The sequence below is a fragment of the Pseudomonas sp. DL genome, from assembly GCF_047199225.1.
Taxonomy (GTDB): domain Bacteria; phylum Pseudomonadota; class Gammaproteobacteria; order Pseudomonadales; family Pseudomonadaceae; genus Pseudomonas; species Pseudomonas aeruginosa.
The window spans coordinates 5,810,968-5,835,262 of record NZ_CP178323.1; the positions used below are offsets into that span (position 1 = coordinate 5,810,968).

Here is a 24,295-nt window from a genome sequence, read left to right on the forward strand (position 1 = left end):
TCAGACCTGGAAGACCGGAGAAGGATGGCACCAGCGATCCTTGTATTCGCGGTCGGCGCGACCGAACGAATAGCGCAGGGGTTTGCCCAGCGCTCGCGCATCCTCCCAGGCGGCCTGGGTGTTCAGGTAACTGAGCACGCTGCCAGGGCTGAACTCGCGGGTCTGCGGATCGACGCCGCCGTTGATGTACTCGACGCTGAGCCAGCCCGGCGCTTCGGCGCGATACAGTACCTGGACCGCGATGGGCTGGTCGTTGAGCAGCAGGACCGAGCCGCGCAGCAATTCGCGCAGCCGTTCGAAGACCTCGGCCATGCGCTCCGCGCCGGTGGCCGGGAAACCCCAGCGACGCTGGAACAGTTCAAGATAGATGGCAGCGAACTCGGCCGGGGCGAAGCTGTCTGCCTGGCGCACCTGGCCACCAGCCTCCTCCACCAGGCGCACTTCGCGCCGCTGGTTATAGCGGAACTTCTTGGAGAAATCCTCGGGAGCACGAGCGAAAGCCAGTTGCTCGGTCTGAGGGCGCAGCGTGACGATGTTCCGCTCATGCAGCGCCGACAGGTAGCGTCCCGCATGGCGGAGGGCGATGCGGGCATCGTCGGCCACCGGCAGGATCAGTTCGGCGTTGCCCAGGTCGTACAGGCCCTTCTTGCCGCGCCGCTTGAGCACGTCCTTGGACAACGCCAGGTGGCGGCCCCAGGTCGGGATCGCCGCAACCAGTTCGCCAGCGCTCTCCCAACCCAGGTAACGCACCGGGATTCCAGCCATTTCGGCGAGTTGCTCGACCACCAGCGGGTGGGTCGCGACGCTGCCGCCGAAACGCTGCCAGGCCTGGGCGTAGGTCGGCGCGTCCACTTCGCGCCAACCGCGTTCGCGGAAGGCGCGCAACCTGTTCAGCATGCAGACTCCGAAGCGAAGCCGGCAATCGTCGGCAGGCGCCAGAATTCGCGGCGCACCGCAGCGTCGGAGAAGCGTGTCTCCAGGCGCTCGAGCATGAGCCGCGCACAGGCCTCGCGCTGGCGGCGGTCAAGCGCCGCCAGGTGGGTCAGGCCCTCGGCCAGGGCCGCCTCGTCGCCCAGCGGGAAGAGGATGCCGACCCCTTCCACCACTTCGCGGGCGCCGCCACAGGCGGTGGCGATCAGCGGTACACCGGCGACCATGGCCTCCAGCAGGACCATGCCGAACGGCTCGTGGTCGGAACTCAGGGCGAAGGCGTCGAACGCCTTGAAGTAGCGCCGTGCCTCTTCGACCTGGCCGAGGAACAGCACGCGCTCGCCGATACCCAGTTCGCAGGCCAGGTCCTTGAGCTGCTCTTCCAGGCGGCCGCTGCCGAGGATTGCCAGCAGGCTGTTCTGCGGCAGGCGCGGCAGCGCGGCGGCAAAGCCGCGCAGCAGGGTAGCCTGGTCCTTGTCCGGATGCAGGCGGCCGACGTTGCCGACCACCCAGGCCTCGTCGGGCAGGCGCAGTTGCCGGCGCGCACTCAGGCGCTCGACCTGCTCGGCCTGCAGCGCAGCGACGTCGATGCGGTTGTAGAGCGTCTCGATCCGCTCCGCCGGCCACTTCGGCAGGCAACGGCGGATATCGTCGCGCACCGCGTCGGACACCGCCAGCAGGCTCAGGCGCTTGCTCATCAGGCCGGCGAAGACCTTGCGCGACAACCGCTGGTAATCGCCGAAGGCGTGGTGCACGCCAACGATCGGCAGACGAGTGGCCAGGCTGGCGATCCAGATCGGCTTGAAGCGGTGCGCGATGCAGAAGCGGAAGTCGCGCGAACGGGCGATCTCGCGCAAGTCGCGGATCGCCTTCAGCTTGAGGCCACGGATGTCCCTGGAGCCGTACTCGAGGAACAGTACCTCGTCGGAGGCGCAACGCGCCGCCACCTCAGGATCGGAACGCCCGGTGAGGAACACCGTGGTGACCTTGTACGGGGTTCCGGCGAACAGGCTGGCGTACTGACGGGCACAGTCGAGGAAAGGCCCGTCGTAGCCGTGACAGAACTGCAGGACGCGAGGTTCAGCCGACCGAGTCATACCAGTCCACGCCCTCCTTCACGACCAGGATGTCCTCCATGATCAGGTACTGCAGATCGGAGCCGAAGAACATGTTCAGGGCGTCGGTCGGCGAGCAGATCATCGGTTCGCCACGGCGATTGAGCGAAGTGTTCAGGGCCACGCCGTTGCCGGTGAGGTTCTCCAGTTCCTTCATCAGGTCGTAGTAGCGCGGGTTGTACTCGCGCTTCAGCACCTGGGCGCGGGAGGTACCGTCTTCGTGCACCACTTCCGGCACTCGCTCCTTCCACTCTTCGTTGACTTCGAAGGTGAAGGTCATGAACGGGGCCGGGTGGTCGATCTTGAACATCTGCGGGCCGACGGTATCCAGCATCGACGGGCAGAAGGGCCGCCAGCGCTCGCGGAACTTGATCTGCGCATTGATCCGGTCGGCCACGCCCGGCACGCTCGGGCAGCCGAGAATGGAGCGGCCACCGAGGGCACGCGGACCGAACTCCATGCGTCCCTGGAACCAGGCCACCGGGTTGCCGTCGGCAAGGATCCTGCCGATACGCCGGCTGCGGTTGTCGATCTTCTGCCACTGCGGCCTGGCCTCGTGACGGGCGCAGGCGGCGATGACGTCCTCGTTGGAATACTCCGGGCCGAGGTAGACGTGCTCCATCTTCTCCACCGGCACGCCGCGCTGGTGCGACACGTAGGCCGCCGCGCCGACCGCGGTGCCGGCGTCGCTGGCCGCCGGCTGGACGAACAGCTCCTTCACTTCGGGGCGCGAGATGATCTTCTGGTTGAGCTTGACGTTCAGCGCGCAGCCGCCGGCGAAAGCGACCTTGCCGGTCTCGCGGATGATATCGCCGAGGTAGTAGTCCATCATCTCCAGCGCGAGCTTCTCGAACAGCGCCTGGATGCTCGCGGCGTAATGGATGTAGGGATCGTCAGCGATGTCGCCTTCGCGCTTGGGCCCCAGCCACTCGATCAGCTTGGGCGAGAAGTAGTAGCCCTTGCCTTTCTCCTTGTAGCGGCGGAAGCCGATGACGTTGGCATAATCGGTGTTGATCACCAGTTCGCCGTTCTCGAACTTGGCGAGACGGGAGAAATCGTACTTGCTGGCGTCACCGTAGGGCGCCATGCCCATGACCTTGAACTCGCCGTCGAGCATGTCGAAGCCGAGGTACTCGGTGATCGCGCCGTACAGGCCGCCCAGCGAATCCGGATCGTAGAACTCCTTGATCTTGTGGATCCGACCGTTCTCGCCCCAGCCGAAGAAAGTGGTGGCGTATTCGCCCTTGCCGTCGATGCCGAGGATCGCGGTCTTTTCCTTGAACCCCGAGCAATGGTAGGCACTGGAGGCGTGGGCAAGGTGGTGCTCGACCGGCTGGATCTTGATTTTCTTCAGGTCGAAGCCGAGTTGTTGCAGGCACCACTCGATGCGCTTGTAGTAACGCTTGTAGCGGCGGTTGCCGAGCAGGATCGCATCCAGCGCGCGATCCGGCGCGTAGGCGTAGCGCTTGGCGTAGTGCCAGCGGGCCTTTTCCATGATGCTGATGGGAGCGAAGGGAATCGCCACCACGTCGACATCGGCCGGCTCGATCCCTGCCTGCTCCAGGCAGAACTTCGCCGATTCGTAGGGCATGCGGTTCTTCGCGTGCTTGTCGCGCACGAAGCGCTCTTCCTCGACGGCCGCGACCAGCTTGCCGTCGATGTACAGGGCGGCGGACGGGTCATGGCTTACGGCGCCAGACAGGCCTAGGACGGTCAATGCCACGGTAGAACCTCTTCAAAGCAGCTCGCGGTTGCGGAGTGGGACCGACAACCGCGGCTTTCGTTTAACTCGTCGACCGCCGCAGGCGGTGGTCGTCGCTTGTCGTTCAAGCCCCGGCGGCGTCGCCGAGGCGGGGAATCCGTTGCTCCAGCAGCCGGTAGAGGCCGCTGTCCTGCGGCCAGTTGCGCAGGAAGCGCGCGCGGTCGCGGGCGTAGGCGCGGGCAAAGGACGCCTGGCTGTGATGCTTGCGCATCGCGTCCAGGTCGATCAGCGCCCATTCGCCGCCTTGTTCATGGGCCTGCCAGAACAGGTTGTGTCCCTTCAGGTCGCCGTGGCTGATGCGTTCGCGGATCAGCGTCGAAAACAGCCGATCCAGTGCCGCCAACTCGGCTTCCGGTGGCGAAACGGCGCCATCGGGCATGTCCAGGCAAGGCTTAAAACGAGCGATTATATCCTGACCGCCGAGATAATCGGTAATCAGGTAGGCGCGCCCGCGCAGCCAGCACCAGCGCCGCTCCAGCATCGCCAGCGGACGGGCGGTGGCGATGCCGAGGAATTCCAGGCGGTTGCCTTCGCGCCAGGAGGCCCAGGCCCGGCTCGGCCGCCAGAAGCGCTTCAGCCAATGGACCCAGCCCTTGATGTTGTAGCGCTTGATGATCAGCGTGCGGCCGTTCGCTTCGACCCGGGCGACGGTGGCCGCGCCGCCGTCCTTGTAGACGTGGCCGGCGGCGATCAGGCGGTCCGCGTCCGCCAGCAGGGGCGCCATCGTCTCGGCCTCGCTGCGGCGAGCGGCGAACAGGCGGAACGGACCGCGCACGACGCTGAACAGGCTACAGTCGCGACCGACCTTCCTCAGCAGGTCGCGCACCCGCCAGCGGCGAACCTTGGCGATTTCCTTCTGCAAGGCTTCGAGCGGCAGCGCATGCTCGCCGTTGGCCAGCAGGTAATGCACCAGCAACTCCTCCAGGAAAGGATCGAAGAGCGCCGGCAACTGGGCGAAGAACACCCCGAGGTTTTCCAGCACTTTCTGTCGCGACAGCGGCTGGCCGGGAGTTTCCGCACGCACGCCGCCACCGTCGATGAGATACAGGCGGCCGGCGTGGCGCAACAGGTTGTCCAGGTGCAGGTCGTCCTGCCAGAGGCCCTTTGCATGCAGCTCGCCAATGGCTGCCAGGGCTTCGCCGAGCACCGCTTGCTGGGCATCGCCCAGCGGCGCCTGGGCCTCCACCGCACGCCAGGCGTCACCGAGGCTCTGCGCCGCGTCGAGGTAGTCGAACAGCAACCAGCCGCCCTCGCCCTGCTGCAGCCCGTCGGCCAGCAGCGCCGGGGTGGTCAGCCCCTGGGCCGCGAGCAGACGCGCCCCTTCCAGTTCGCGCTGGAAATGCCGTGCGGCCTTGCCGCCCACCAGCAGCTTGGCCAGCACCTTGCGCCCACGCCATTCGCCGGCACCGACGTAGCGCTGCCCGGGCAGCACCCGCAGCAGACTGTCCAGGCGCAGTTCGGCAGCGCCAGCGCCATCCGCCAGGGTCACCCGCAATGGCAGTTGCGGGTGGCGCCCGGCGGCTTGCAGTTCGGCCAGTCTCATCGGCGCGACTCCTTGCGCCGACGGCGCTGGTCGAGAAGGCGATACCACTGCTCGACCTCGGCCGAGTCGAGGGGTTCGTCGACATAGGCGGAGATGAATTCGTGCACGTCCGCTTCGCTCCAGTCCGGGGCACGGCGCAGCATCGGCTCCAGGTCCTTGACCTGGTCGCGGCGGCCGAACCAGATCGGCCGGGTCTTCTCCAGGTCGATCAGGCAGGCCTCGAAGACACCATCGGCCCCCTCGCGGAGGAATACATGCTTGGGATAGAAGCAACCATGCATCTGTCCGGCCGCGTGCAGCTGGCGCGCCAGCCTGCCAACCGCCCGGAGAATCGCCCGGCGCCGCTCTTCGGCCAGGTCGTGCCAGGACGCCAGCCAGGTGTCCAGGTCCTGCCAACCGTCCAGGGCGCGGGTCAGGAGGATCGCCTGGCGCTCTCCGCCGACCGCCTGCTGGGCGAAGAACGCCGCCTGCAGGGCGGGAATGCCCAGCGCCCGGTAGCGCTCGATGTTGCGGAACTCGCGGGCGAAGGTCGGCTCGCCCAGCGGATGGCGCAGGCTGCGGGTCAGGTGGTTGCTCTGGCGCTTCAGGTAGTAGGCGGAGTCGCCCAGGTCGAGACGGTAGACGCTGCTCCAGCCACCCCGTTCGGTATTCGGTTCGTCCACGGCATCCAGCTGCAAGGCCCACAGGGCGTCGAAGCTGTCCAGACGGTTGCGCTGGAGCAGGTCGTGGTCCTGCGCGGCGATGAAAACGCTCATTCGCGCCCCTCGAAGAAAGCCACCACCTGGCGAATACGCTTCTTGTCGGATTCGTTCAGGTGCCGGCGACGGCGATATTGCAGGTAGAAGCGCAGGCGCTGGGTGCGCGACAGGTGGTACTTGGCCACCTTGTCCAGGCAGGCCAGGTCCTTGGTGATCCGGTAGCGCAGCATGAAGCTCCACCAGAACGCGCCGTTCGGGCAGTCGATGAAATACACCAGCGGCTGGGCGTCCACCAGCAGGTTGCGCCACTTCAGGTCGTTATGGGTGAAATGCTGGTCGTGCATCAGGCGCGTAGCCTTGGCGATCTGCCGGCTGACGCCGTCCACCCAGCGCGGGTCCTTCAGGCGCGGATCCCGGTTGCAGGCGAGCACCGACAAGTCCTCGGTGCCCGGCAGCTCGCGGGTGATCATGGCGCCGCGCTGGAAGGCGCCGGCCTTGCGCTCCAGCCCCCAGGCGACCACTTCGGCGGTGGGAATGCCCCACTTCTCGAAGCGCTTGAGGTTCTGCCACTCGGCCTTGATCCGCGGTCGCGCCAGGTAGCGGCGCAGGCCCTTGCCGGCGCTGCGGTAGCGCTTGACGTAGTAACGCACGCCGTCGCGCTCGATGCGGATGACTTCGGACAACGGGTCGCGGGTCAGGCGCTCGCCCTCCAGGGCGAACACGCTATCGAGGCTACCGAAGTCGGCGGCCAGGTGACGGTAATCGGGTTCGAGGGTCCACCCCGCCATCAGAGCAGGTCTCCGTAACGCTGCTTGCGTTCGTAGAGTTTTTCCGCCTTGCGTTCCATCCAGGCCAGCAGGCCGGCCTCGTCGCGCAGTATCTCGCGCAACGGCCGGCGGAAATAGGTGCGCAGGAAGCGTAGCTTGTCGCGACGCGTCAGTCCGATGTCCAGCGCAGAGAAATACAATGCCGCCAGATCCTTGTTACGCCAGCGTTTCGGCGTGGCGTCGCGGGTCTGGGCACGGTGCAGATCGATCACCGAGAGGCGGAAATCGTCCGCGCTCACCGGCTTGTCGGTGTGCAACAGGAAATGACAGATGTAGCAGTCGCGATGGTTGACTCCGGCACGGTGCATGTCGCCGACCATCCGCGCCACCGCCTCGACCAGCGCGCGCTTGAGCCGCGGCGGTGGAGGACGTTCGCGCCAGTCCTGGGAGAACACCTCGAGGTCCACGGTCGGCGCCAGTTCCTCGGTGACGATGAAGGAATGCTGCCGCGCCGGATCGCTGCCGCGCTCGCCGTAGGCGACCGCGGTCATGGTCGCTACGCCGGCCTCGTGCAGGCGCCGGATGGCCTGCCACTCCTGGCGCGCGCCGAGCACCGGGAGCTTGGCGGTGAGCAGGTTCTTGGCGATCTCGCCCCAGCCGATGCCACGGTGGATCTTGACGAAGTAGCCACGCCCGTCGACCTCGGTGCGCAGGGTGCGGCGCCCTTCCAGTTCGCGGTAGACCTTGCCTTGCAGCGCCTCCACCGCCTCGAACGGGTCGCGCCCGTTCCACAGGCGCTTGAACGGCTCTTCCAGCACCAGCCTCATGAGGCCTCCCCGAGGATCAGGTCGGCGGCGCGCTGCGGCATGCTGTAGAGGTCGGCGTGATCGGCGTAGGCCAGGCCATTGCGCGACCAGGCGGCGCGCGCCGGAGCGTCCTCCAGCATTTCCGCGAGCAGGCGGTTGAGACTGTCCTGCTCGAAGGGACTCGGCAGCACCCGCCCGGCGTCGGCCTCGGCGATGTAGTGGGCGTAGCCGCAGACATCGGTCACCAACACCGGCAGGCCGGAGACCAGCGCCTCCAGCAGCACCGTACCGGTGTTCTCGTTGTAGGCCGGGTGGATCAGCAGGTCGGCGCCGAGCAGGAAGCGCGGGATATCGCTGCGCCCCTTGAGGATCTGTACCTGGTCGTTGAGACCGAGGGCGGCGATCTGTAGCAGGAACGGCTTGGGATCGTCCTGGCCGATGGCGATCAGCCGGGTACGCCTGCGCAACGCCTTGGGCAGCGCGGCCAGCGCCTTCAGGCTGCGATCCAGGCCCTTGGTCTTGAAGCCGGAACCGATCTGCACCAGCAGCAGGTCGTCCTCCTCCAGGCCGAACTCGCGGCGGAATTCCGCACGCACGTCCGCGGCGTTGGCCGGCGCCCGGCGATCCTGACTGATCCCCGGCGGCAGCAGATGGAAACGCTCGGCCTGGGTGCCGTAGTGCTTGACGAAGAGCGGCTGCTGCACCTCGGAGATCATCAGGATCTCGGTCTTCGAGGCCGGGTCGAACACTGCCCGTTCGTAGCCGGCGAAGTGGCGGTAGCGGCCCCACTGGCGGTACAGCGGGTTGCGCAAGGTCTGGGCCTTTTCCTCGAAACAGGCGTCGGCGGCGTAGTAGACATCCAGTCCGGGCATCTTGTTGAAGCCGATCACCCGCTGCACCGGGCGCCTGTCCAGGTCGGCGCGGACCCACGCGGTGAACTTCTCGTTGCGCCGGTGGTTGAAGATCGAGCGCACCGGGGCCACCAGCACTTCGAAGCCGTCCGGCACGTCGCCCTCCCAGATCAGCGTATAGACGCGGATGTCGTGCCCGCGCCGCTGGCATTCCAGGGCGATGCGCATGAAGTCGCGCTGCAGGCCGCCGAAGGGGAAGTATTTGTAGAGGATGAACGCCAGGGTCATCGGAGGGTCTCCGGGGCCAGCAGCATGGCCTCCAGCTGGGTGGCCACGCGCTGGGGATTCAGCCGGGTGAAGCACAGCGGCTGCTCACGCTTGAGATCGAACAGTTTGCGGTCCTCTTCGGTCGGCTGGTAGGTACAGGTCTTCTTCAGGCACGGCGCACAGGGGAAGTCGCTGCCCAGGTGTACCTGGGAGCGCCCGTAGGCGCCGGTGAAGCCAGGATTGGTCGGGCCGAACAACGACAGCGTCGGCACGTCCAGCGCCGCCGCCAGGTGACCGAGGCCGGTATCCACCGCCACGCAGGCGCGCGCGCCGGCAAGCACCTTGGCCATGCCGGCCAGGGATAATCTGGGGAGTACCGCGGCATTTTCCAACCCCGCTGCCAGGCGCCCGGCCCGCTCCCGCTCGGCGGTGCTGCCCCAGGGCAGGCGCACCGACCAGCCGCGCTCGCACATGCGCTCGGCCAGTTCGCGCCAGTAGGCTTCCGGCCAATGCTTGGTGACCCAGGTAGTACCGTGCAGGAACACCAGGTACGGCGCGCCAGGGTCGGCGTCGGCCAACTGCTCGCGGTCCAGGCCATAGTCACCGACCGACTCGGGCAACGGGTAGTCCAGCGCCTGGGCGAACAACTGGCGCGTGCGCTCCACCGCATGCTGTCCCCAGGCGACCGGATAGGCACGGCGATAGAAGCGGCTGGCGAGCGGCTCGCGCGCCGAGTCGCGATCGAGACCGGCGACCGGCGTCTTGCCCACGTAGCGGGTCAGCCAGGCACTCTTCAGCAGCCCCTGGGCGTCGATCACCAGGTCATAGTCGACTTCCTTCAGGCGCTGCTTGAAGCGCCGCCATTCGCCGTTGCGCAGGGTCTGCCAGAGATTCTTGCGCCAGCGCCGGATCGCCACCGGGATCACCCGCGCCACCGCCGGATGCCAGGCGGGAATCTCGGCGAAACCTTCCTCCACCACCCAGTCGAACTGGATGCCGGGAATCGCCCGGGCGGCGTCGGTAAGCGCCGGCAGGGTGTGGATCACGTCGCCGAGGGACGAGGTCTTGACCAGCAGTACCCTCATCCGGCGACCTCGGCAGGATCGCCGACCAGCCGCTCCAGGGCTTGCAATACCAGGCCAGGCGGCAGCTCGCGGAGGCAATTGTAGTGGCCGAAGCGACAGGTGCGCTCGAAGCACGGGCTGCACTCGAGACCGAGGCGGACGATCTCCACCCGGTCCGCCAGCGGCGGGGTGAACTGCGGCGAGGTGGAGCCATAGACGCCCACCAGCGGGCGATCCAGCGCGGCCGCCACGTGCATCAGGCCGGAATCGTTGGACACCACCGCGCCAGCGCAGGACATCAGGTCGATGGCCTCGGCCAGCGAAGTCTCCCCGGCAAGATTGAAGGACTCCTCGCGCAACCCCGGAATCAGGCGCTGGCGAATCTCCTCTCCACCGGGATGGTCGTTCTTCGAGCCGAACAGCCAGACCTGCCAGCCGGCACGGATCTTCGCCTCGGCGACCGCGGCGTAGTGTTCCGCCGGCCAGCGCTTGGCCTCGCCGAACTCGGCGCCGGGACAGAGCGCCAGCACCGGGCGGTCCAGGCTCAGGGCGAACTTGTCGAGCGCCGCCTGGCGGCTGCCGTCGTCGATCCGCAGGCGCGGCTGCGGATAGGGCTTCGGCAACTCCACGCCCGGCTCGAAGGCCAGGGCCATGAAGCGTTCGATCATCAGCGGATAGCGCTGCTTGTCGAGCTTGCGGATGTCATTGAGCAGCCCGTAGCGCATCTCGCCGCGCCAGCCGGTGCGCTTCGGTATTCCGGCGAACCAGGGCACCAGCGCCGACTTCAGCGAGTTGGGCAGCAGGATCGCCTGCTCGTACTGACCGCGCAGGCCGCGTCCGATCCGGCGCCGTGTGGCGACGTCCATCACCCCGTGGCCGAGCGGGAAGCTCAGGGCCTGGCGCACCTCGGGCATGCGCTCGAGGATCGGTCGGCTCCACTCGGGCGCCAGCACGTCGATCACGCACTCGGGATGCCGCTGGCGCAGACACTGGAACAGGGTCTGCGCCATCACCATGTCCCCCACCCAGGAGGGACCTACGATCAGAATTCTCATTCAGGCTCCGGAAATGATCAGGGAGGCTTTCGCCTCCCTGTCACACCCTTCTTCGGTGCTTACTTGACCAGGGTACGCCACTCGGCGTGGGCCTCGGTCTTGCCGCTGACCAGGTCGAAATAGGCTTTCTGCAGCTTTTCGGTGACTGGGCCACGGCGGCCGGCGCCGATCTTGCGACCGTCCACTTCGCGGATCGGCGTGACTTCCGCGGCGGTGCCAGTGAAGAAGGCCTCGTCGGCGATGTACACCTCGTCGCGGGTGATGCGCTTCTCGACCAGTTTAAAACCGTGTTCGGCGGCCAGGGTCAGGATAGTGTTACGAGTGATGCCGTTCAGGCAGGCGGTGACTTCCGGGGTGTAGATCACGCCATCCTTGATGATGAAGATGTTCTCGCCGGAGCCTTCGGCCACGTAGCCTTCCGGATCGAGCATCATGGCCTCGTCGGCGCCGCCGGAGATCGCTTCCTGGAGGGCCAGCATCGAGTTGATGTAGGCGCCGTTGGACTTGGCGCGGGTCATCGAGATGTTGACGTGGTGGCGGGTGAAGGAACTGGTGCGCACCTTGATGCCTTGCTGCAGGGCTTCCTCGCCCATGTAGGCGCCCCAGCTCCAGGCGGCGATGATCACATGGACCTTCAGGCCGCTGGCGCGCAGGCCCATGCCTTCGCTTCCGTAGAACACCATCGGGCGGATATAGGCGCTTTCCAGGTTGTTCTCGCGCACGGCGGCGCGGGTCGCCTCGTTGATCTCGTCGCGGCTGTACGGGATCTGCATGTTCATGATGTGCGCGGAGTCGAACAGCCGGTCGGTATGCGCCTGCAGGCGGAAGATCGCCGTGCCCTGCGGGGTGTCGTAGGCGCGCACGCCCTCGAACACGCCCATTCCATAGTGCAGGGTATGGGTCAGCACGTGCGTGGTCGCGTCGCGCCACTGCACCAGTTCACCGTCATACCAGATCACGCCATCACGATCGGCCATCGACATAGTTGCCAGCTCCTTCAGATATTCGTTACGTACTTGCGTTACGTGCCTGAGTGGATCAGCCGAGCCGCAGCTCGCGCCAGATCCTGATCACTTCTCGCCGCTCCGTCTGGAAGTGCTCGCCGCTCACGACCCCGGCCTCCTTCTGTAGTGCCAGGCGGTGTGCGGCTGCGCGATAGGCCTTGTAGGCCTCCTGCAGGAGACGGACGTCCTCGCTGGCGATCAGGCCAGCCCGTTCCAGTCCTTCCAGAATGCGGATGTTATCGGTGAATTCGAGCAGCGCCGGGTGTTCTCCGGACCAAGCTAGAACCGCATATTGCACCATAAATTCGATATCGACGATACCACCGGCATCGTGCTTGAGATCGAAGGCTGCCGTGGCCTCGAAGGCATTCGAGGCGGTACCGGCGGCGGTCGCGCGGGTTCCCAGGTTGTCGCGCATCTTGGCGCGCATTTCGCTGACTTCGGTGCGCAACGCGTCGAGATCGCGCGGCCTCGCCAGCACCTCGGCACGTACCGCCTCGAAGCTCGCCTGCACCCGCCGGCAACCGGCCAGCACCCGGGCGCGGACCAACGCCTGGTGCTCCCAGGTCCAGGCCTCCTGCTCCTGGTAGCGCTGGAAGGCGCCCAGCGAACTCACCAGCAGGCCGGCCGCGCCGCTCGGACGCAGGCGCATGTCGACCTCGTAGAGGGTGCCGGATGGCGTCTGCGCGGTGAGGAAATGGATGATCTTCTGCCCCAGGCGGGTAAAGAACTGCGCGCCATCGATGGATTTGCCGCCATCGGTCTCGCACTGGGGGTCGCCGTCATGGATGAACACCAGGTCGAGGTCCGAGCCATGGCCGAACTCCAGCCCGCCGACCTTGCCGTAGCCGACGATGACGAAGTCCGGATCGCACGGCGTGCCGTCGGCGCGCAACGGCCGGCCGTGACGCTGCACCAACTGCCGCCAGGCCAGTTCGAGGACCTCGACGAGGATCGCCTCGGCCAGCCAGGTCAGGTAGTCGCTGACCTTCATCAACGGCAGCGTGCCGGCGATCTCCGAGGCCGCCACCCGCAGCCCGTGGGCCAGCTTGAAGTGACGAAGGGTCTCCATCTGCTGCTCGAGGTCGTCCTCGGGAATCCGCATCAGCCGTTCGCGCAGCTCGGCGGCCAGCTCGGCGGCCTGTGGAGGACGGAACAGGCGCCCCTCGTTGAGCAGCTCGTCGAGTAGAATCGGGAACCGCGCGATCTGCTCGGCAACCATCGGGCTGGCCGCGCAGAGGGTCAGCAGGCGCTCCAGCGCGCCGGGGTTCTCGGTCAGCAACACCAGGTAGGCGGAACGCCGCGCCACCGCTTCCACCAGCGGCAGGACCCGCTCCAGCACCAGGTCCGGCTGGGGGTTTTCCACGGTCATCGCCAGCAGGCGCGGAACGAAGGCATCCAGGCGCTCCCGGCCGAGACGCTGCATCGCTCGTACCTGGGGGCCGTGGCGCAGATCGCTGAGACGCTTCCAGGCCGCCTCGGCATCGACGAAGCCGGCGTCGGCCAGTTGCCGGCTGGCCGACTCCTCGTCCAGCGCCTCCTCCCACAGCGGGATCCACTCGGCGCCGACGCTGCCGCAGGCCGCCTCGCCGCTTTCGTCCTCGTCCGGGTCGGCGATCACCTGGCGGAAGTGCCAGTCGATGCGCGCCCGCCAGTGGCTCAGGCGCTCGTGGAATGCGGCCCAACTGGCGAAACCCATGATGAAGGCCACGCGGATGCGGTCGTATTCGTCGCTGGGCAGCATTTGCGTCTGCCGGTCGGCCAGCGCCTGGATGGCATGCTCGGCGTAGCGCAGGAACTCGTAGCCGCCGCGCAGCTCCTCGACCACCGCCGGCGGCAGGTAGCCCTGCCCCTCCAGGGTCGCCAGCACCTTCAGCAGCGGCCGTTGCTGCAAGCTCAGGTCGCGCCCGCCATGGATCAACTGGAAGGCCTGGGCGATGAACTCCACCTCGCGGATACCGCCTTCGCCCAGCTTGATGTTTTCCGACATCCCCTTGCGCCGGACCTCCTGCTGGATCAGCTGCTTCATGGTGCGCAGCGCCTCGATGGCGGAAAAGTCCAGGTAGCGCCGATAGACGAACGGCCGCAGCATGCCGAGCAGTTGCTCGCCTGCCTGCTGGTCGCCGCCGACCACCCGCGCCTTGATCATCGCGTAGCGCTCCCAGTCGCGCCCCTGGTCCTGGTAGTACTGCTCCAGCGCGGCGAAGCTGTAGACCAGCGGTCCGCTGGAGCCGTAGGGACGCAGGCGCATGTCGACGCGGAAGACGAAGCCGTCGACGGTGATCGCATCCAGCGCCTTGATCAGCTTCTGCCCCAGGCGGGTGAAGAACTCCTGGTTGTCCAGCGAACGCTTCGCCCCCTCGGTCTCGCCGCCCTCCGGGTAACCGAAGATCAGGTCGATGTCCGACGACAGGTTGAGTTCCACCGCGCCCAGCTTGCCCATGCCGAGGACCACCATCCGCTGCGGTTCGCCGGAGCGCCGGCCGATCGGCGTGCCGAACTGCTCGCACTGGCGCCGATGGAGCCACTCGCAAGCCAGGTCGATGCAGGCGTCGGCCAGGGCCGACAGGTCGCGACAGGTTTCCGCCAGCGCGGCGCGGCGGGTCAGGTCGCGCCAGATGATGCGCAGTTGCTGGCGTGTGCGGAAACGTCGCAGGCGCCGACCGAGTTCGTCCTCGTCGGCGCAATCCTCCAGCCGCGCCTGCAACTGACTGCGCAGTTCGCCGGGCGCGTGGGGGTTCTCCAGCTCGCCGCGTTCGGCCAGTTCCAGCAGCATCGCCGGGTCGCGCACTGCCTGCTCGGCGACGAAATCGCTGGCCGCGGCGACCCGTCGGAAATCCTCCAGGCGCTCCTCGGGCCAGGCCTCCAGGCGGGCCAGGGCGGCGGCATCGAGGGCGGCGACAGCGGAGCGGAGGGCAGTCCCGGCGCGTTCGGCGGCGGGCAGCAGGGTGGCCGGCAGATTCGCCAGCGAAGGCAGGCTCATGGTCTATCCTGTTTGGGCTTCCGACCGAAGACCACAGGCTCGACGCACAACGTCGAAAAGGCTCTACATCGGGCCTTATAGCCTGACAGCGACAATCGAAATGTAGTTTTACTACTAAAAATTGTATCCAGAGGGCTGTTTCTCAGACTGATCTGTAGTAAAACTACAAGTCGCCGGGTACACCCCCGGAGAACATCCAAGAATTAGCTGCGGTCGCCCACGAGGCCGGCCGCTCACCTATGGCATCCGATTCTGGAAGCCTTTCCGCCCTGGAGCAAGCCATGCAAGACCTCGATCCCGTCGAAACCCAGGAATGGCTGGACGCCCTGGAGTCCGTACTCGACCGCGAAGGTGAAGACCGCGCTCATTACCTGATGACCCGCATGGGCGAGCTGGCCAGCCGTAGCGGCACCCAACTGCCCTACGCGATCACCACGCCCTATCGCAACACCATTCCGGTAACCCACGAAGCACGCATGCCCGGCGACCTGTTCATGGAACGCCGGATCCGCTCCCTGGTGCGCTGGAACGCCCTGGCGATGGTGATGCGGGCGAACAAGCACGACCCGGACCTGGGCGGCCACATCTCCACCTTCGCCTCCTCGGCGACCCTCTACGACATCGGCTTCAACTATTTCTTCCAGGCTCCCACCGACGAACACGGCGGCGACCTGGTGTTCTTCCAGGGCCACGCGTCCCCCGGCGTCTACGCCCGGGCCTTCCTCGAAGGCCGCATCAGCGAGGAACAACTGGAGAACTTCCGCCAGGAAGTGGACGGCAACGGCCTGTCCTCCTATCCGCACCCCTGGCTGATGCCAGACTTCTGGCAGTTCCCCACCGTATCCATGGGCCTTGGCCCGATCCAGGCGATCTACCAGGCACGCTTCATGAAGTACCTGGAAAGCCGCGGCTTCATCCCCGCCGGCAAGCAGAAGGTCTGGTGCTTCATGGGCGACGGCGAGTGCGACGAGCCGGAATCCCTCGGCGCGATCTCCCTGGCCGGCCGCGAGAAACTCGACAACCTGATCTTCGTCATCAACTGCAACCTGCAGCGCCTCGACGGCCCGGTCCGCGGCAACGCCAAGATCATCCAGGAACTGGAAGGCGTGTTCCGCGGCGCCGAGTGGAACGTCAACAAGGTCATCTGGGGTCGCTTCTGGGACCCGCTGTTCGCCAAGGACACCGCCGGCCTGCTGCAGCAGCGCATGGACGAGGTCATCGACGGCGAATACCAGAACTACAAGGCGAAAGACGGCGCCTACGTGCGCGAGCACTTCTTCGGCGCGCGTCCGGAACTGCTGGAAATGGTCAAGGACCTTTCCGACGAGGAAATCTGGAAGCTCAACCGCGGCGGCCACGACCCCTACAAGGTCTATGCGGCCTACCACCAGGCGGTCAACCACAAGGGCCAGCCGACCGTCATCCTGGCCAAGACCATCAAGGGCTACGGCACCGGCAGCGGCGAAGCGAAGAACATCGCGCACAACGTGAAGAAGGTCGACGTCGACAGCCTGCGCGCGTTCCGCGACAAGTTCGACATCCCGGTCAAGGACGCCGACCTGGAGAAGCTGCCGTTCTACAAGCCTGAAGAAGGCAGCGCCGAGGCCAAGTACCTGGCCGAGCGCCGCGCCGCGCTGGGCGGCTTCATGCCGGTGCGCCGGCAGAAGAGCATGAGCGTGCCGGTTCCGCCGCTGGAAACCCTGAAGGCCATGCTCGACGGCTCCGGCGATCGCGAGATCTCCACCACCATGGCCTTCGTGCGGATCATCTCGCAGCTGGTCAAGGACAAGGAACTCGGCCCGCGCATCGTCCCGATCGTCCCGGACGAGGCCCGTACCTTCGGCATGGAAGGCATGTTCCGCCAGCTCGGCATCTACTCCTCGGTCGGCCAGCTCTACGAGCCGGTGGACAAGGACCAGGTGATGTTCTACCGCGAGGACAAGAAGGGCCAGATCCTCGAGGAAGGCATCAACGAGGCCGGCGCCATGTCCAGCTGGATTGCCGCCGGTACCTCCTACAGCACCCACAACCAGCCGATGCTGCCGTTCTACATCTTCTATTCGATGTTCGGCTTCCAGCGCATCGGCGACCTGGCCTGGGCCGCCGGCGACAGCCGCGCGCACGGCTTCCTGATCGGCGGCACCGCCGGTCGCACCACGCTGAACGGCGAAGGCCTGCAGCACGAGGACGGCCACAGCCACCTGCTGGCCTCGACCATCCCGAACTGCCGCACCTACGATCCGACCTACGCCTACGAACTGGCGGTGATCATCCGCGAAGGCTCGCGGCAGATGATCGAAGAGCAGCAGGACATCTTCTACTACATCACCGTGATGAACGAGAACTACGTCCAGCCGGCCATGCCGAAGGGCGCAGAGGAAGGCATCATCAAGGGCATGTACCTCCTCGAGGAGGACAAGAAGGAAGCCGCTCACCACGTGCAACTGCTGGGCTCCGGCACCATCCTGCGCGAAGTCGAGGAAGCGGCCAAGCTGCTGCGCAACGACTTCGGCATCGGCGCCGACGTCTGGAGCGTGCCGAGCTTCAACGAGCTGCGTCGCGACGGCCTTGCCGTCGAGCGCTGGAACCGCCTGCATCCGGGCCAGAAGCCGAAGCAGAGCTACGTCGAGGAGTGCCTGGGCGGCCGTCGCGGCCCGGTGATCGCCTCCACCGACTACATGAAGCTCTACGCCGAGCAGATCCGCCAGTGGGTTCCCTCCAAGGAGTACAAGGTGCTCGGCACCGACGGCTTCGGCCGCAGCGACAGCCGCAAGAAGCTGCGCAACTTCTTCGAAGTGGATCGTCACTGGGTGGTGCTGGCCGCGCTCGAAGCGCTGGCCGATCGCGGCGATATCGAGCCGAAAGTGGTGGCCGAGGCCATCGCCAAGTACGGTATCGATCCGGAGAAGCGCAACCCGCTGGATTGCTAATTCGCTCCATACTCCCCTCGGCAGCGAGGGGTTTCGAGCACGCCGGCGCCGCCAACGGGCGGCGCCGGCTCACAACGAACCAAGGACCAAAAGTCTTTGTTTTGCGCGCCGCACAGCGGTGGTGGCACGTAAAAGGAGAGGAATGTGAGCGAACTCATTCGCGTACCCGACATCGGCAACGGTGAGGGTGAAGTCATCGAGCTGCTGGTCAAGCCCGGCGACAAGGTCGAGGCCGATCAGAGCCTGCTGACCCTGGAATCCGACAAGGCCAGCATGGAAATCCCCAGTCCCAAGGCCGGGGTAGTGAAAAGCATCAAGGCGAAGGTCGGCGACACCTTGAAAGAAGGTGACGAAATCCTCGAGCTGGAAGTGGAAGGCGGCGAACAGCCTGCCGAAGCCAAGGCCGAGGCAGCGCCCGCCCAACCGGAAGCGCCGAAAGCCGAAGCGCCTGCTCCCGCCCCGAGCGAGAGCAAGCCGGCCGCCCCCGCCGCGGCCAGCGTCCAGGACATCAAGGTCCCGGACATCGGCTCGGCCGGCAAGGCCAACGTCATCGAAGTGATGGTCAAGGCCGGCGACACGGTCGAGGCCGACCAGTCGCTGATCACCCTGGAATCCGACAAGGCCAGCATGGAGATTCCCTCGCCGGCCTCCGGGGTGGTGGAAAGCGTCTCGATCAAGGTCGGTGACGAAGTCGGCACCGGCGACCTGATCCTCAAGCTGAAGGTGGAAGGCGCCGCTCCGGCAGCCGAAGAGCAACCGGCAGCCGCTCCGGCCCAGGCCGCGGCGCCCGCCGCCGAGCAGAAGCCCGCCGCGGCGGCCCCTGCGCCAGCCAAGGCCGATACCCCGGCTCCGGTCGGCGCACCCAGCCGCGACGGCGCCAAGGTCCACGCCGGCCCGGCGGTGCGCATGCTGGCGCGCGAGTTCGGCGTCGAGCTGAGCGAAGTGAAAGCCAGCGGTCCCAAGGGTCGCATCCTCAAGGAAGACGTCCAGGTCTTCGTCAAGGAGCAACTGCAGCGCGCCAAGTCCGGCGGTGCCGGCGCCACCGGCGGAGCCGGCATCCCGCCGATCCCGGAAGTCGACTTCAGCAAGTTCGGCGAAGTGGAAGAAGTGGCGATGACCCGCCTGATGCAGGTCGGCGCCGCCAACCTGCATCGCAGCTGGCTGAACGTGCCGCACGTGACCCAGTTCGACCAGTCGGACATCACCGACATGGAAGCCTTCCGCGTTGCCCAGAAGGCCGCGGCGGAGAAGGCCGGGGTCAAGCTGACCGTACTGCCGATCCTGCTCAAGGCCTGCGCCCACCTGCTCAAGGAACTGCCGGACTTCAACAGTTCGCTGGCCCCCAGCGGCAAGGCGCTGATCCGCAAGAAGTACGTACACATCGGCTTCGCCGTGGACACTCCGGACGGCCTGCTGGTCCCGGTGATCCGCGATGTCGACCGGAAGAGCCTCCTGCAACTGGCCGCCGAGGCCGCCGAGCTGGCCGACAAGGCCCGCAACAAGAAGCTCTCGGCCGATGCCATGCAGGGCGCCTGCTTCACCATCTCCAGTCTCGGCCACATCGGCGGCACCGGCTTCACGCCGATCGTCAACGCGCCGGAAGTGGCGATCCTCGGTGTGTCCAAGGCGACCATGCAGCCGGTATGGGACGGCAAGGCCTTCCAGCCGCGCCTGATGCTGCCGCTGTCGCTGTCCTACGACCATCGCGTGATCAACGGTGCCGCCGCGGCGCGCTTCACCAAGCGCCTGGGCGAGCTGCTGGCGGACATCCGCACCCTGCTCCTGTAATACCTGCGCCGCTCCCCACGGAGCGGCCAGCCCCTCTCGCGAGCATGCCACGCTCGTCTCTCGGCCCCACCGGATGGTGGGGCTTTTTTTGCCCGCCTGACGGCTCGGCGAAACTGCGTCCCGTCGTACCGCCAGCGAATGCCACAGGACCCGCAGGCGCGAGTTCGGCGCGCACGATGACAGGCGCTCGACGCCAACCCTCCCGGCGAAGCCAACCCTACGAAAAACAGGGCTTTTCCAGCGGCACCGCAGACCTCCGACCGTCCAGCGGTTTTTTCCCGGATACGCTTAACTTGGGCCCTGCCGGGCCGATACAGAGTTACTTGTCAGACCAATCGGCATAATGCACCCTTTGCCTGCACCCCATCGAAACGGGTCGAGGCCTCCCCCTCGCTCAGTACCTGGAATCAGCCTCGCATGAAAAGTCATCCCGATGCCGCCAGCCGTTCGGCGGCCGAGGTTGTCACGCAGCTACCCGTGCCGTCGCGGCTCGGGCTGCTGCGTTTCGAGCGGCTGAACGAGCCGAGCTGGGCACTGCTGTTCCTCGATCCTGCCTGCGAGCGCCAGCTCGGGCTGCCGGCGACTACCCTCTGCGCACTGCTCGATGCGCCTTACGCCAGCCTGATGGAACCCGAGGCCCGCCACCGCCTGCACGAGCAGATCCAGCAGCAACTGGTGAAGCGCCCGCACTACCAGGTGAGCTACAAGCTGCACACACCCAACGGCGTGCTGACCATGCTGGAGTTCGGCGAAGCCTTCCAGCAGCATGGCCGCCAGTTGCTGCACGGCTACCTGATGGTCGAGGAGCGAGCGGAGAGCGCCGAGCGCAGCGAACAGTTGCTCGACCTGGAATCGCAGAACCTGCGCCTGAAGGCGTCCCTGGACCTCTACCAGCGCTCCCAGGACGACCACCTGCAACACCTGCTGCGCTCGCGCACCCAGCAGAACCTGATCGTCCGCCTGGCCCGCCATCGCTACCTGTCCAGCGACCCGCTGCTGGAGGCTGCGCAACTGATCACCCAGGCCGCCTGCGAAGCCTACGGCACCGCGCGAGCCGGCATCTGGCGGCTGCTCGACGACCAGCGCCTGGAAGCGGTGACCGTCTACCGCCGCGACCTCGACCAGTACGAGAAGCCCCAGAGCATCGACGCCAGCCGCTACCCCGCCTACCTCGAGGCGGTACACAGCGGGCGCGCCATCGACGCCCACAACGCCCAGCGCGACCCACGCACCCAGGAACTCTACAAGGACTACCTGAAGCCGCTGGGCGTCAACGCCCTGCTCGACGCCACCATCCGCATCGGCGGCGAGGTGGTCGGCGTGCTGTGCCTGGAACACGCCGGCGAGAACCGCATGTGGCAGAGCGACGAGATCGCCTTCGCCGGGGAACTCGCCGACCAGTACGCGCAGGTCCTGATGAACCACGAGCGACGCAATGTCTCCAGCGCCCTGCACCTGTTCCAGCGCGCGGTGGAACAGAGCGCCAGTGCCTTCCTGCTGATCGACCGCGACGGCGTGGTGGAATACGTCAATCCGAGCTTCACCTCGATCACCCAGTACAGCGCCGACGAAGTGCGTAACCGACGCCTGTCCGAGCTACCGGCGCTGGAGAACCTCAGCGAGCTGCTGTTCGACGCGCGTTCCGCGCTGACTCAGCAGAACAGCTGGCAGGGCGAGTTCCGCAGCCGCCGCAAGAACCACGAGCCTTACTGGGGCCAGTTGTCGCTGTCGAAGGTCTACGACGATCTCGGCGAGCTGACCCACTACATCGGCATCTACGAAGACATCACGCAGAACAAGCTGGCCCAGCAGCACATCGAGAAACTCGCCTACCGCGACAACCTCACCGGCCTAGCCAACCGGCACTATTTCATCGGCGCCCTCGAGGAACGCCTGGAAAGCAGCGGCGACCGCCCGCTCAGCCTGCTGCTGGTGGACATCGACAACTTCAAGCGGATCAATGACAGCCTCGGCCACCAGACCGGCGACAAGCTGCTGGTCAGCCTGGCCCGGCGCTTGCGCAGTTGCCTCGGCGACGGCGCCACCCTGGCGCGCTTCGCCAGCAACGAGTTCGCCGTGCTGCTCGACGACACCGCGGTGGAAAAGGGCGAAAGCATTGCCGCGCAGGTCCTGCACATGCTCGACAAGCCGCTGTTCGTCGACAACCAGTTGATCAACATCACCGGCTCCATCGGCCTGGCCAGCGCCCCGCAGCACGGCTGCGACCCGCAGACCCTGATGAAGTACGCCGGCCTGGCGCTACACAAGGCCAAGGCCAACGGCAAGCACCAGGTCCAGGTGTTCACCGAGGCGCTGACCGCCGAGGCCAGCTACAAGCTGTTCGTCGAGAGCAACCTGCGCCGCGCCCTGGCGCAGAACGAACTGGCGGTGCACTACCAGCCCAAGCTGTGCCTGCGCAGCGGCCAGTTGCTCGGCCTGGAAGCCCTGCTGCGCTGGCAGCATCCGGAAAAAGGCATGATCCGCCCGGACCGCTTCATCAGCGTGGCCGAGGAAACCGGGCTGATCGTGCCGATCGGCAAGTGGGTGATCCGCGAAGCCTGTCGCCAGGCCCGCGAGCTGGCCGAGGCCGGGCTGGGCGAGCTGCAGATCGCCATCAACCTGTCGCCCAAGCAGTTCACCGACCCGGACCTGGTCGGCTCGATCGCGGCGATCCTCCACGAAGAGAACATCCCGGCCAGCCAGCTGGAACTGGAGCTCACCGAAAGCCTGCTGCTGGACGCCACCGACGATACCCGCCAGCAACTCGAACGCCTGAAGAGCCTCGGCCTGACCCTGGCGATGGACGACTTCGGCACCGGCTACTCGTCACTGAGCTACCTGAAGAAATTCCCCATCGACGTGATCAAGATCGACCGCAGCTTCATCAAGGACATCCCGGACAGCCAGGACGACATGGAAATCACCTCGGCGGTGATCGCCATGGCCCACAACCTCAAGCTCAAGGTAGTCGCCGAAGGCGTGGAGAGCGCCGAGCAACTGGCCTTCCTCCGGCGCAACCGCTGCGACATCGGCCAGGGCTACCTGTTCGACCGGCCGATCCCCAGCGACCTGCTCAATACCAGTCTGCTGCGCTATCCCTGCCGCACCCTGCACTGATCGCCCAGGCTTCCCCCGCCGGCGCGGAAAGGCTGTACTCTCTGTGCTCATCCGCGAGTCATTCGCCTACCCCCTGAGCAGGAGACGAGAGCCATGGTTCTGCGTTCTGAAATCCTCACCAAGAAAAGCGAGCTGCCCACGCCGGACCAGGCCCTGCCGGGTCGCGAAAGCGCCATGCCGGTGCCCGAAGCGCACTTCGTCAACGGCCGCCCGCTGACCGCGCCGTTCCCCGCCGGCCTGCAACAGGTGCTGTTCGGCATGGGCTGCTTCTGGGGCGCCGAGCGTCGCCTCTGGCAGCAACCGGGTGTCTGGGTGACCGCGGTGGGTTATGCCGGCGGCTACACGCCGAACCCGACCTACGACGAAGTCTGCTCCGGCCTGACCGGCCACAGCGAGGTCGTGCTGGTGGTCTACAACCCGCAGGAGACCAGCTTCGAACAGCTGCTCAAGGTATTCTGGGAAGCCCACGATCCGACCCAGGGCATGCGCCAGGGCGGCGACATCGGCACCCAGTACCGCTCGGTGATCTACACCTTCGACGCGGCCCAGAAAGCCGCGGCCATGGCCAGCCGGGAGAGCTTCCAGGCCGAACTGGCGAAAGCCGGCTACGACCGCATCACCACCGAGATCGCCGACGTCCCGCCCTTCTACTACGCCGAGGCCTACCACCAGCAGTACCTGGCGAAGAACCCCAACGGCTACTGCGGCCTGGGCGGCACCGGGGTGTGCCTGCCGGCCTGACGACTATTCCGCCACCAGCCAGTCGAGACGCCAGCCGCCCTGGCTCTGGGCCATGACCTCGGCCAGCCAGGGCAGCAGGTCGCGCAGTTCGTCTTCCAGCGGCCACGGCGGATTGACGATGGCCAGCCCGGAGCCGTTGAAACGCTCGGCGTCGTCGATCGGATGCACGTGCAGCTCGGCACGCAGCAGCTTCGGCGCGACGCTACGTTCCAGGGCCTGGTAGAAACGCTTGAGCTGGCGCTGGTCCTTGATCGGATACCAGATCACCACCACCGTCTGGCGCATCCGCCCGATCGCCTCGTCGAGCGCAGCGACACAACGCTGCAATTCGTCGGCCTGCTCGAACGGCGGATCGATCAGCAGCACCGCGCGCTTTTCCGGCGCCGGCAGGAACGCCCGCGGCAGCAGCCAACCGTCGCCCTGGTGCACGGCGACCCGCCGTTCGCCCGCCATGTTGGCCTTGAGCAGGCGGCCGTCCTCGGGATGCAGTTCGTTGAGCAGCACGCGGTCCTGGGCGCGGGTCAGGCGCCGCGCCAGTTCCGGCGAGCCCGGGTAGTAGCGCAGGGAGCCGTCCGGGTTCAGGTGACGGATCACGTCCAGGTAATCGTCCAGTTGCTCGGGCAGGCCTTCGCGCTCCCACAGGCGGGCGATGCCCTGCTCCCACTCGCCGGTGCGGCTGGCCTCGTCACCCTGCAGGTCGTAGAGGCCGACCCCGGAATGGCTGTCCAGGTAGGCGTACGGCGTGTCCTTGCGCCCCAGCAGGGCGAAGATCCGCGCCAGCACCAGGTGCTTGAAGACATCGGCATGGTTGCCGGCGTGGTAAGCGTGACGATAGTTCATGATGACTGCTCCTTGGACAGCGCCAGGCAGCGCT

General features: G+C 66.5%; 17 protein-coding genes. 4 read left to right on the forward strand and 13 right to left on the reverse strand.

Features of this window, described 5'->3' with window-relative positions; all coding sequences use genetic code 11:
• The 12 genes from ACI766_RS27150 to glnE all read right to left on the reverse strand — a co-directional run bounded on the left by ACI766_RS27150 (position 1) and on the right by glnE (position 14,845).
• Positions 1-897: an antimicrobial resistance protein Mig-14 gene (locus ACI766_RS27150; protein WP_003146348.1), complete on the reverse strand. Its 897-nt coding sequence runs from the start codon at positions 895-897 to the stop codon at positions 1-3.
• Positions 891-2,027: a glycosyltransferase gene (locus ACI766_RS27155; RefSeq protein ID WP_003123596.1), complete on the reverse strand. Its 1,137-nt coding sequence runs from the start codon at positions 2,025-2,027 to the stop codon at positions 891-893. Before ACI766_RS27155 ends, ACI766_RS27150 begins: the two co-directional genes overlap by 7 nt.
• Positions 2,011-3,768 (reverse strand): carbamoyltransferase, encoded by a 1,758-nt coding sequence (locus ACI766_RS27160; protein ID WP_003095766.1) that lies wholly within the window; start codon positions 3,766-3,768, stop codon positions 2,011-2,013. The genes ACI766_RS27155 and ACI766_RS27160 overlap by 17 nt, the downstream gene beginning before the upstream one ends.
• 103 nt (positions 3,769-3,871) lie before the next feature.
• Complete coding sequence (locus ACI766_RS27165) at positions 3,872-5,350, reverse strand: lipopolysaccharide kinase InaA family protein (protein WP_023086706.1); 1,479 nt, start codon at positions 5,348-5,350, stop codon at positions 3,872-3,874.
• Positions 5,347-6,105 carry a lipopolysaccharide kinase InaA family protein gene (locus ACI766_RS27170; RefSeq protein WP_003095770.1) on the reverse strand — a complete coding sequence of 253 codons (759 nt, stop codon included), beginning with the start codon at positions 6,103-6,105 and terminating at the stop codon, positions 5,347-5,349. The genes ACI766_RS27165 and ACI766_RS27170 overlap by 4 nt, the downstream gene beginning before the upstream one ends.
• Positions 6,102-6,836, reverse strand: a complete 735-nt coding sequence (locus ACI766_RS27175; protein WP_003161989.1) for a lipopolysaccharide kinase InaA family protein — start codon at positions 6,834-6,836, stop codon at positions 6,102-6,104. Before ACI766_RS27175 ends, ACI766_RS27170 begins: the two co-directional genes overlap by 4 nt.
• Positions 6,836-7,642: a lipopolysaccharide core heptose(I) kinase RfaP gene (rfaP, locus tag ACI766_RS27180; RefSeq protein WP_003114553.1), complete on the reverse strand. Its 807-nt coding sequence runs from the start codon at positions 7,640-7,642 to the stop codon at positions 6,836-6,838. The genes ACI766_RS27175 and rfaP overlap by 1 nt, the downstream gene beginning before the upstream one ends.
• A complete protein-coding gene (locus ACI766_RS27185; RefSeq protein ID WP_003116148.1) occupies positions 7,639-8,760 on the reverse strand; it encodes a glycosyltransferase family 4 protein in 1,122 nt (373 codons plus the stop codon). Before ACI766_RS27185 ends, rfaP begins: the two co-directional genes overlap by 4 nt.
• The gene (gene waaC, locus ACI766_RS27190) at positions 8,757-9,824 is read right to left on the reverse strand and encodes a lipopolysaccharide heptosyltransferase I (protein WP_019485817.1); all 1,068 of its coding nucleotides are present in this window, start codon (positions 9,822-9,824) and stop codon (positions 8,757-8,759) included. The genes ACI766_RS27185 and waaC overlap by 4 nt, the downstream gene beginning before the upstream one ends.
• Positions 9,821-10,858 carry a lipopolysaccharide heptosyltransferase II gene (gene waaF / locus ACI766_RS27195; RefSeq protein WP_003109905.1) on the reverse strand — a complete coding sequence of 346 codons (1,038 nt, stop codon included), beginning with the start codon at positions 10,856-10,858 and terminating at the stop codon, positions 9,821-9,823. The genes waaC and waaF overlap by 4 nt, the downstream gene beginning before the upstream one ends.
• A gap of 59 nt (positions 10,859-10,917) precedes the next feature.
• Positions 10,918-11,841 carry a branched-chain-amino-acid transaminase gene (ilvE, locus tag ACI766_RS27200; protein ID WP_003095783.1) on the reverse strand — a complete coding sequence of 308 codons (924 nt, stop codon included), beginning with the start codon at positions 11,839-11,841 and terminating at the stop codon, positions 10,918-10,920.
• Between the two features lie 55 nt (positions 11,842-11,896).
• Positions 11,897-14,845, reverse strand: a complete 2,949-nt coding sequence (gene glnE / locus ACI766_RS27205; RefSeq protein ID WP_003146359.1) for a bifunctional [glutamate--ammonia ligase]-adenylyl-L-tyrosine phosphorylase/[glutamate--ammonia-ligase] adenylyltransferase — start codon at positions 14,843-14,845, stop codon at positions 11,897-11,899.
• Positions 14,846-15,126: 281 nt separating this feature from the next.
• On the opposite strand from glnE, the gene aceE reads away from it, so the two are divergent.
• The 4 genes from aceE to msrA all read left to right on the forward strand — a co-directional run bounded on the left by aceE (position 15,127) and on the right by msrA (position 23,421).
• A complete protein-coding gene (gene aceE, locus ACI766_RS27210; protein ID WP_003114556.1) occupies positions 15,127-17,775 on the forward strand; it encodes a pyruvate dehydrogenase (acetyl-transferring), homodimeric type in 2,649 nt (882 codons plus the stop codon).
• Positions 17,776-17,919: 144 nt separating this feature from the next.
• Complete coding sequence (gene aceF, locus ACI766_RS27215) at positions 17,920-19,563, forward strand: dihydrolipoyllysine-residue acetyltransferase (RefSeq protein WP_003125595.1); 1,644 nt, start codon at positions 17,920-17,922, stop codon at positions 19,561-19,563.
• A 417-nt stretch (positions 19,564-19,980) separates the two neighbouring features.
• Positions 19,981-22,680, forward strand: a complete 2,700-nt coding sequence (gene dipA / locus ACI766_RS27220; RefSeq protein ID WP_003106476.1) for a phosphodiesterase DipA — start codon at positions 19,981-19,983, stop codon at positions 22,678-22,680.
• Positions 22,681-22,773: 93 nt separating this feature from the next.
• Positions 22,774-23,421, forward strand: coding sequence for a peptide-methionine (S)-S-oxide reductase MsrA (gene msrA, locus ACI766_RS27225; RefSeq protein ID WP_003095789.1), 648 nt, complete (start codon positions 22,774-22,776; stop codon positions 23,419-23,421).
• A 3-nt stretch (positions 23,422-23,424) separates the two neighbouring features.
• Here the strand turns inward: msrA and ACI766_RS27230 are convergent, their stop codons facing one another.
• A complete protein-coding gene (locus ACI766_RS27230) occupies positions 23,425-24,261 on the reverse strand; it encodes a 23S rRNA (adenine(2030)-N(6))-methyltransferase RlmJ (protein ID WP_003114560.1) in 837 nt (278 codons plus the stop codon).
• Positions 24,262-24,295 lie beyond the last annotated feature (34 nt).

Excerpts from the sequence above, each read along its gene's own strand:
- ACI766_RS27150 (WP_003146348.1), bottom strand. The coding sequence starts at position 897 with ATGCTGAACAGGTTGCGCGCCTTCCGCGAACGCGGTTGGCGCGAAGTG.
- ACI766_RS27155 (WP_003123596.1), bottom strand. The coding sequence starts at position 2,027 with ATGACTCGGTCGGCTGAACCTCGCGTCCTGCAGTTCTGTCACGGCTAC.
- ACI766_RS27165 (WP_023086706.1), bottom strand. The coding sequence starts at position 5,350 with ATGAGACTGGCCGAACTGCAAGCCGCCGGGCGCCACCCGCAACTGCCA.
- ACI766_RS27170 (WP_003095770.1), bottom strand. The coding sequence starts at position 6,105 with ATGAGCGTTTTCATCGCCGCGCAGGACCACGACCTGCTCCAGCGCAAC.
- ACI766_RS27175 (WP_003161989.1), bottom strand. The coding sequence starts at position 6,836 with ATGGCGGGGTGGACCCTCGAACCCGATTACCGTCACCTGGCCGCCGAC.
- rfaP (WP_003114553.1), bottom strand. The coding sequence starts at position 7,642 with ATGAGGCTGGTGCTGGAAGAGCCGTTCAAGCGCCTGTGGAACGGGCGC.
- ACI766_RS27185 (WP_003116148.1), bottom strand. The coding sequence starts at position 8,760 with ATGACCCTGGCGTTCATCCTCTACAAATACTTCCCCTTCGGCGGCCTG.
- waaC (WP_019485817.1), bottom strand. The coding sequence starts at position 9,824 with ATGAGGGTACTGCTGGTCAAGACCTCGTCCCTCGGCGACGTGATCCAC.
- waaF (WP_003109905.1), bottom strand. The coding sequence starts at position 10,858 with ATGAGAATTCTGATCGTAGGTCCCTCCTGGGTGGGGGACATGGTGATG.
- ilvE (WP_003095783.1), bottom strand. The coding sequence starts at position 11,841 with ATGTCGATGGCCGATCGTGATGGCGTGATCTGGTATGACGGTGAACTG.
- glnE (WP_003146359.1), bottom strand. The coding sequence starts at position 14,845 with ATGAGCCTGCCTTCGCTGGCGAATCTGCCGGCCACCCTGCTGCCCGCC.
- aceE (WP_003114556.1), top strand. The coding sequence starts at position 15,127 with ATGCAAGACCTCGATCCCGTCGAAACCCAGGAATGGCTGGACGCCCTG.
- dipA (WP_003106476.1), top strand. The coding sequence starts at position 19,981 with ATGAAAAGTCATCCCGATGCCGCCAGCCGTTCGGCGGCCGAGGTTGTC.
- msrA (WP_003095789.1), top strand. The coding sequence starts at position 22,774 with ATGGTTCTGCGTTCTGAAATCCTCACCAAGAAAAGCGAGCTGCCCACG.
- ACI766_RS27230 (WP_003114560.1), bottom strand. The coding sequence starts at position 24,261 with ATGAACTATCGTCACGCTTACCACGCCGGCAACCATGCCGATGTCTTC.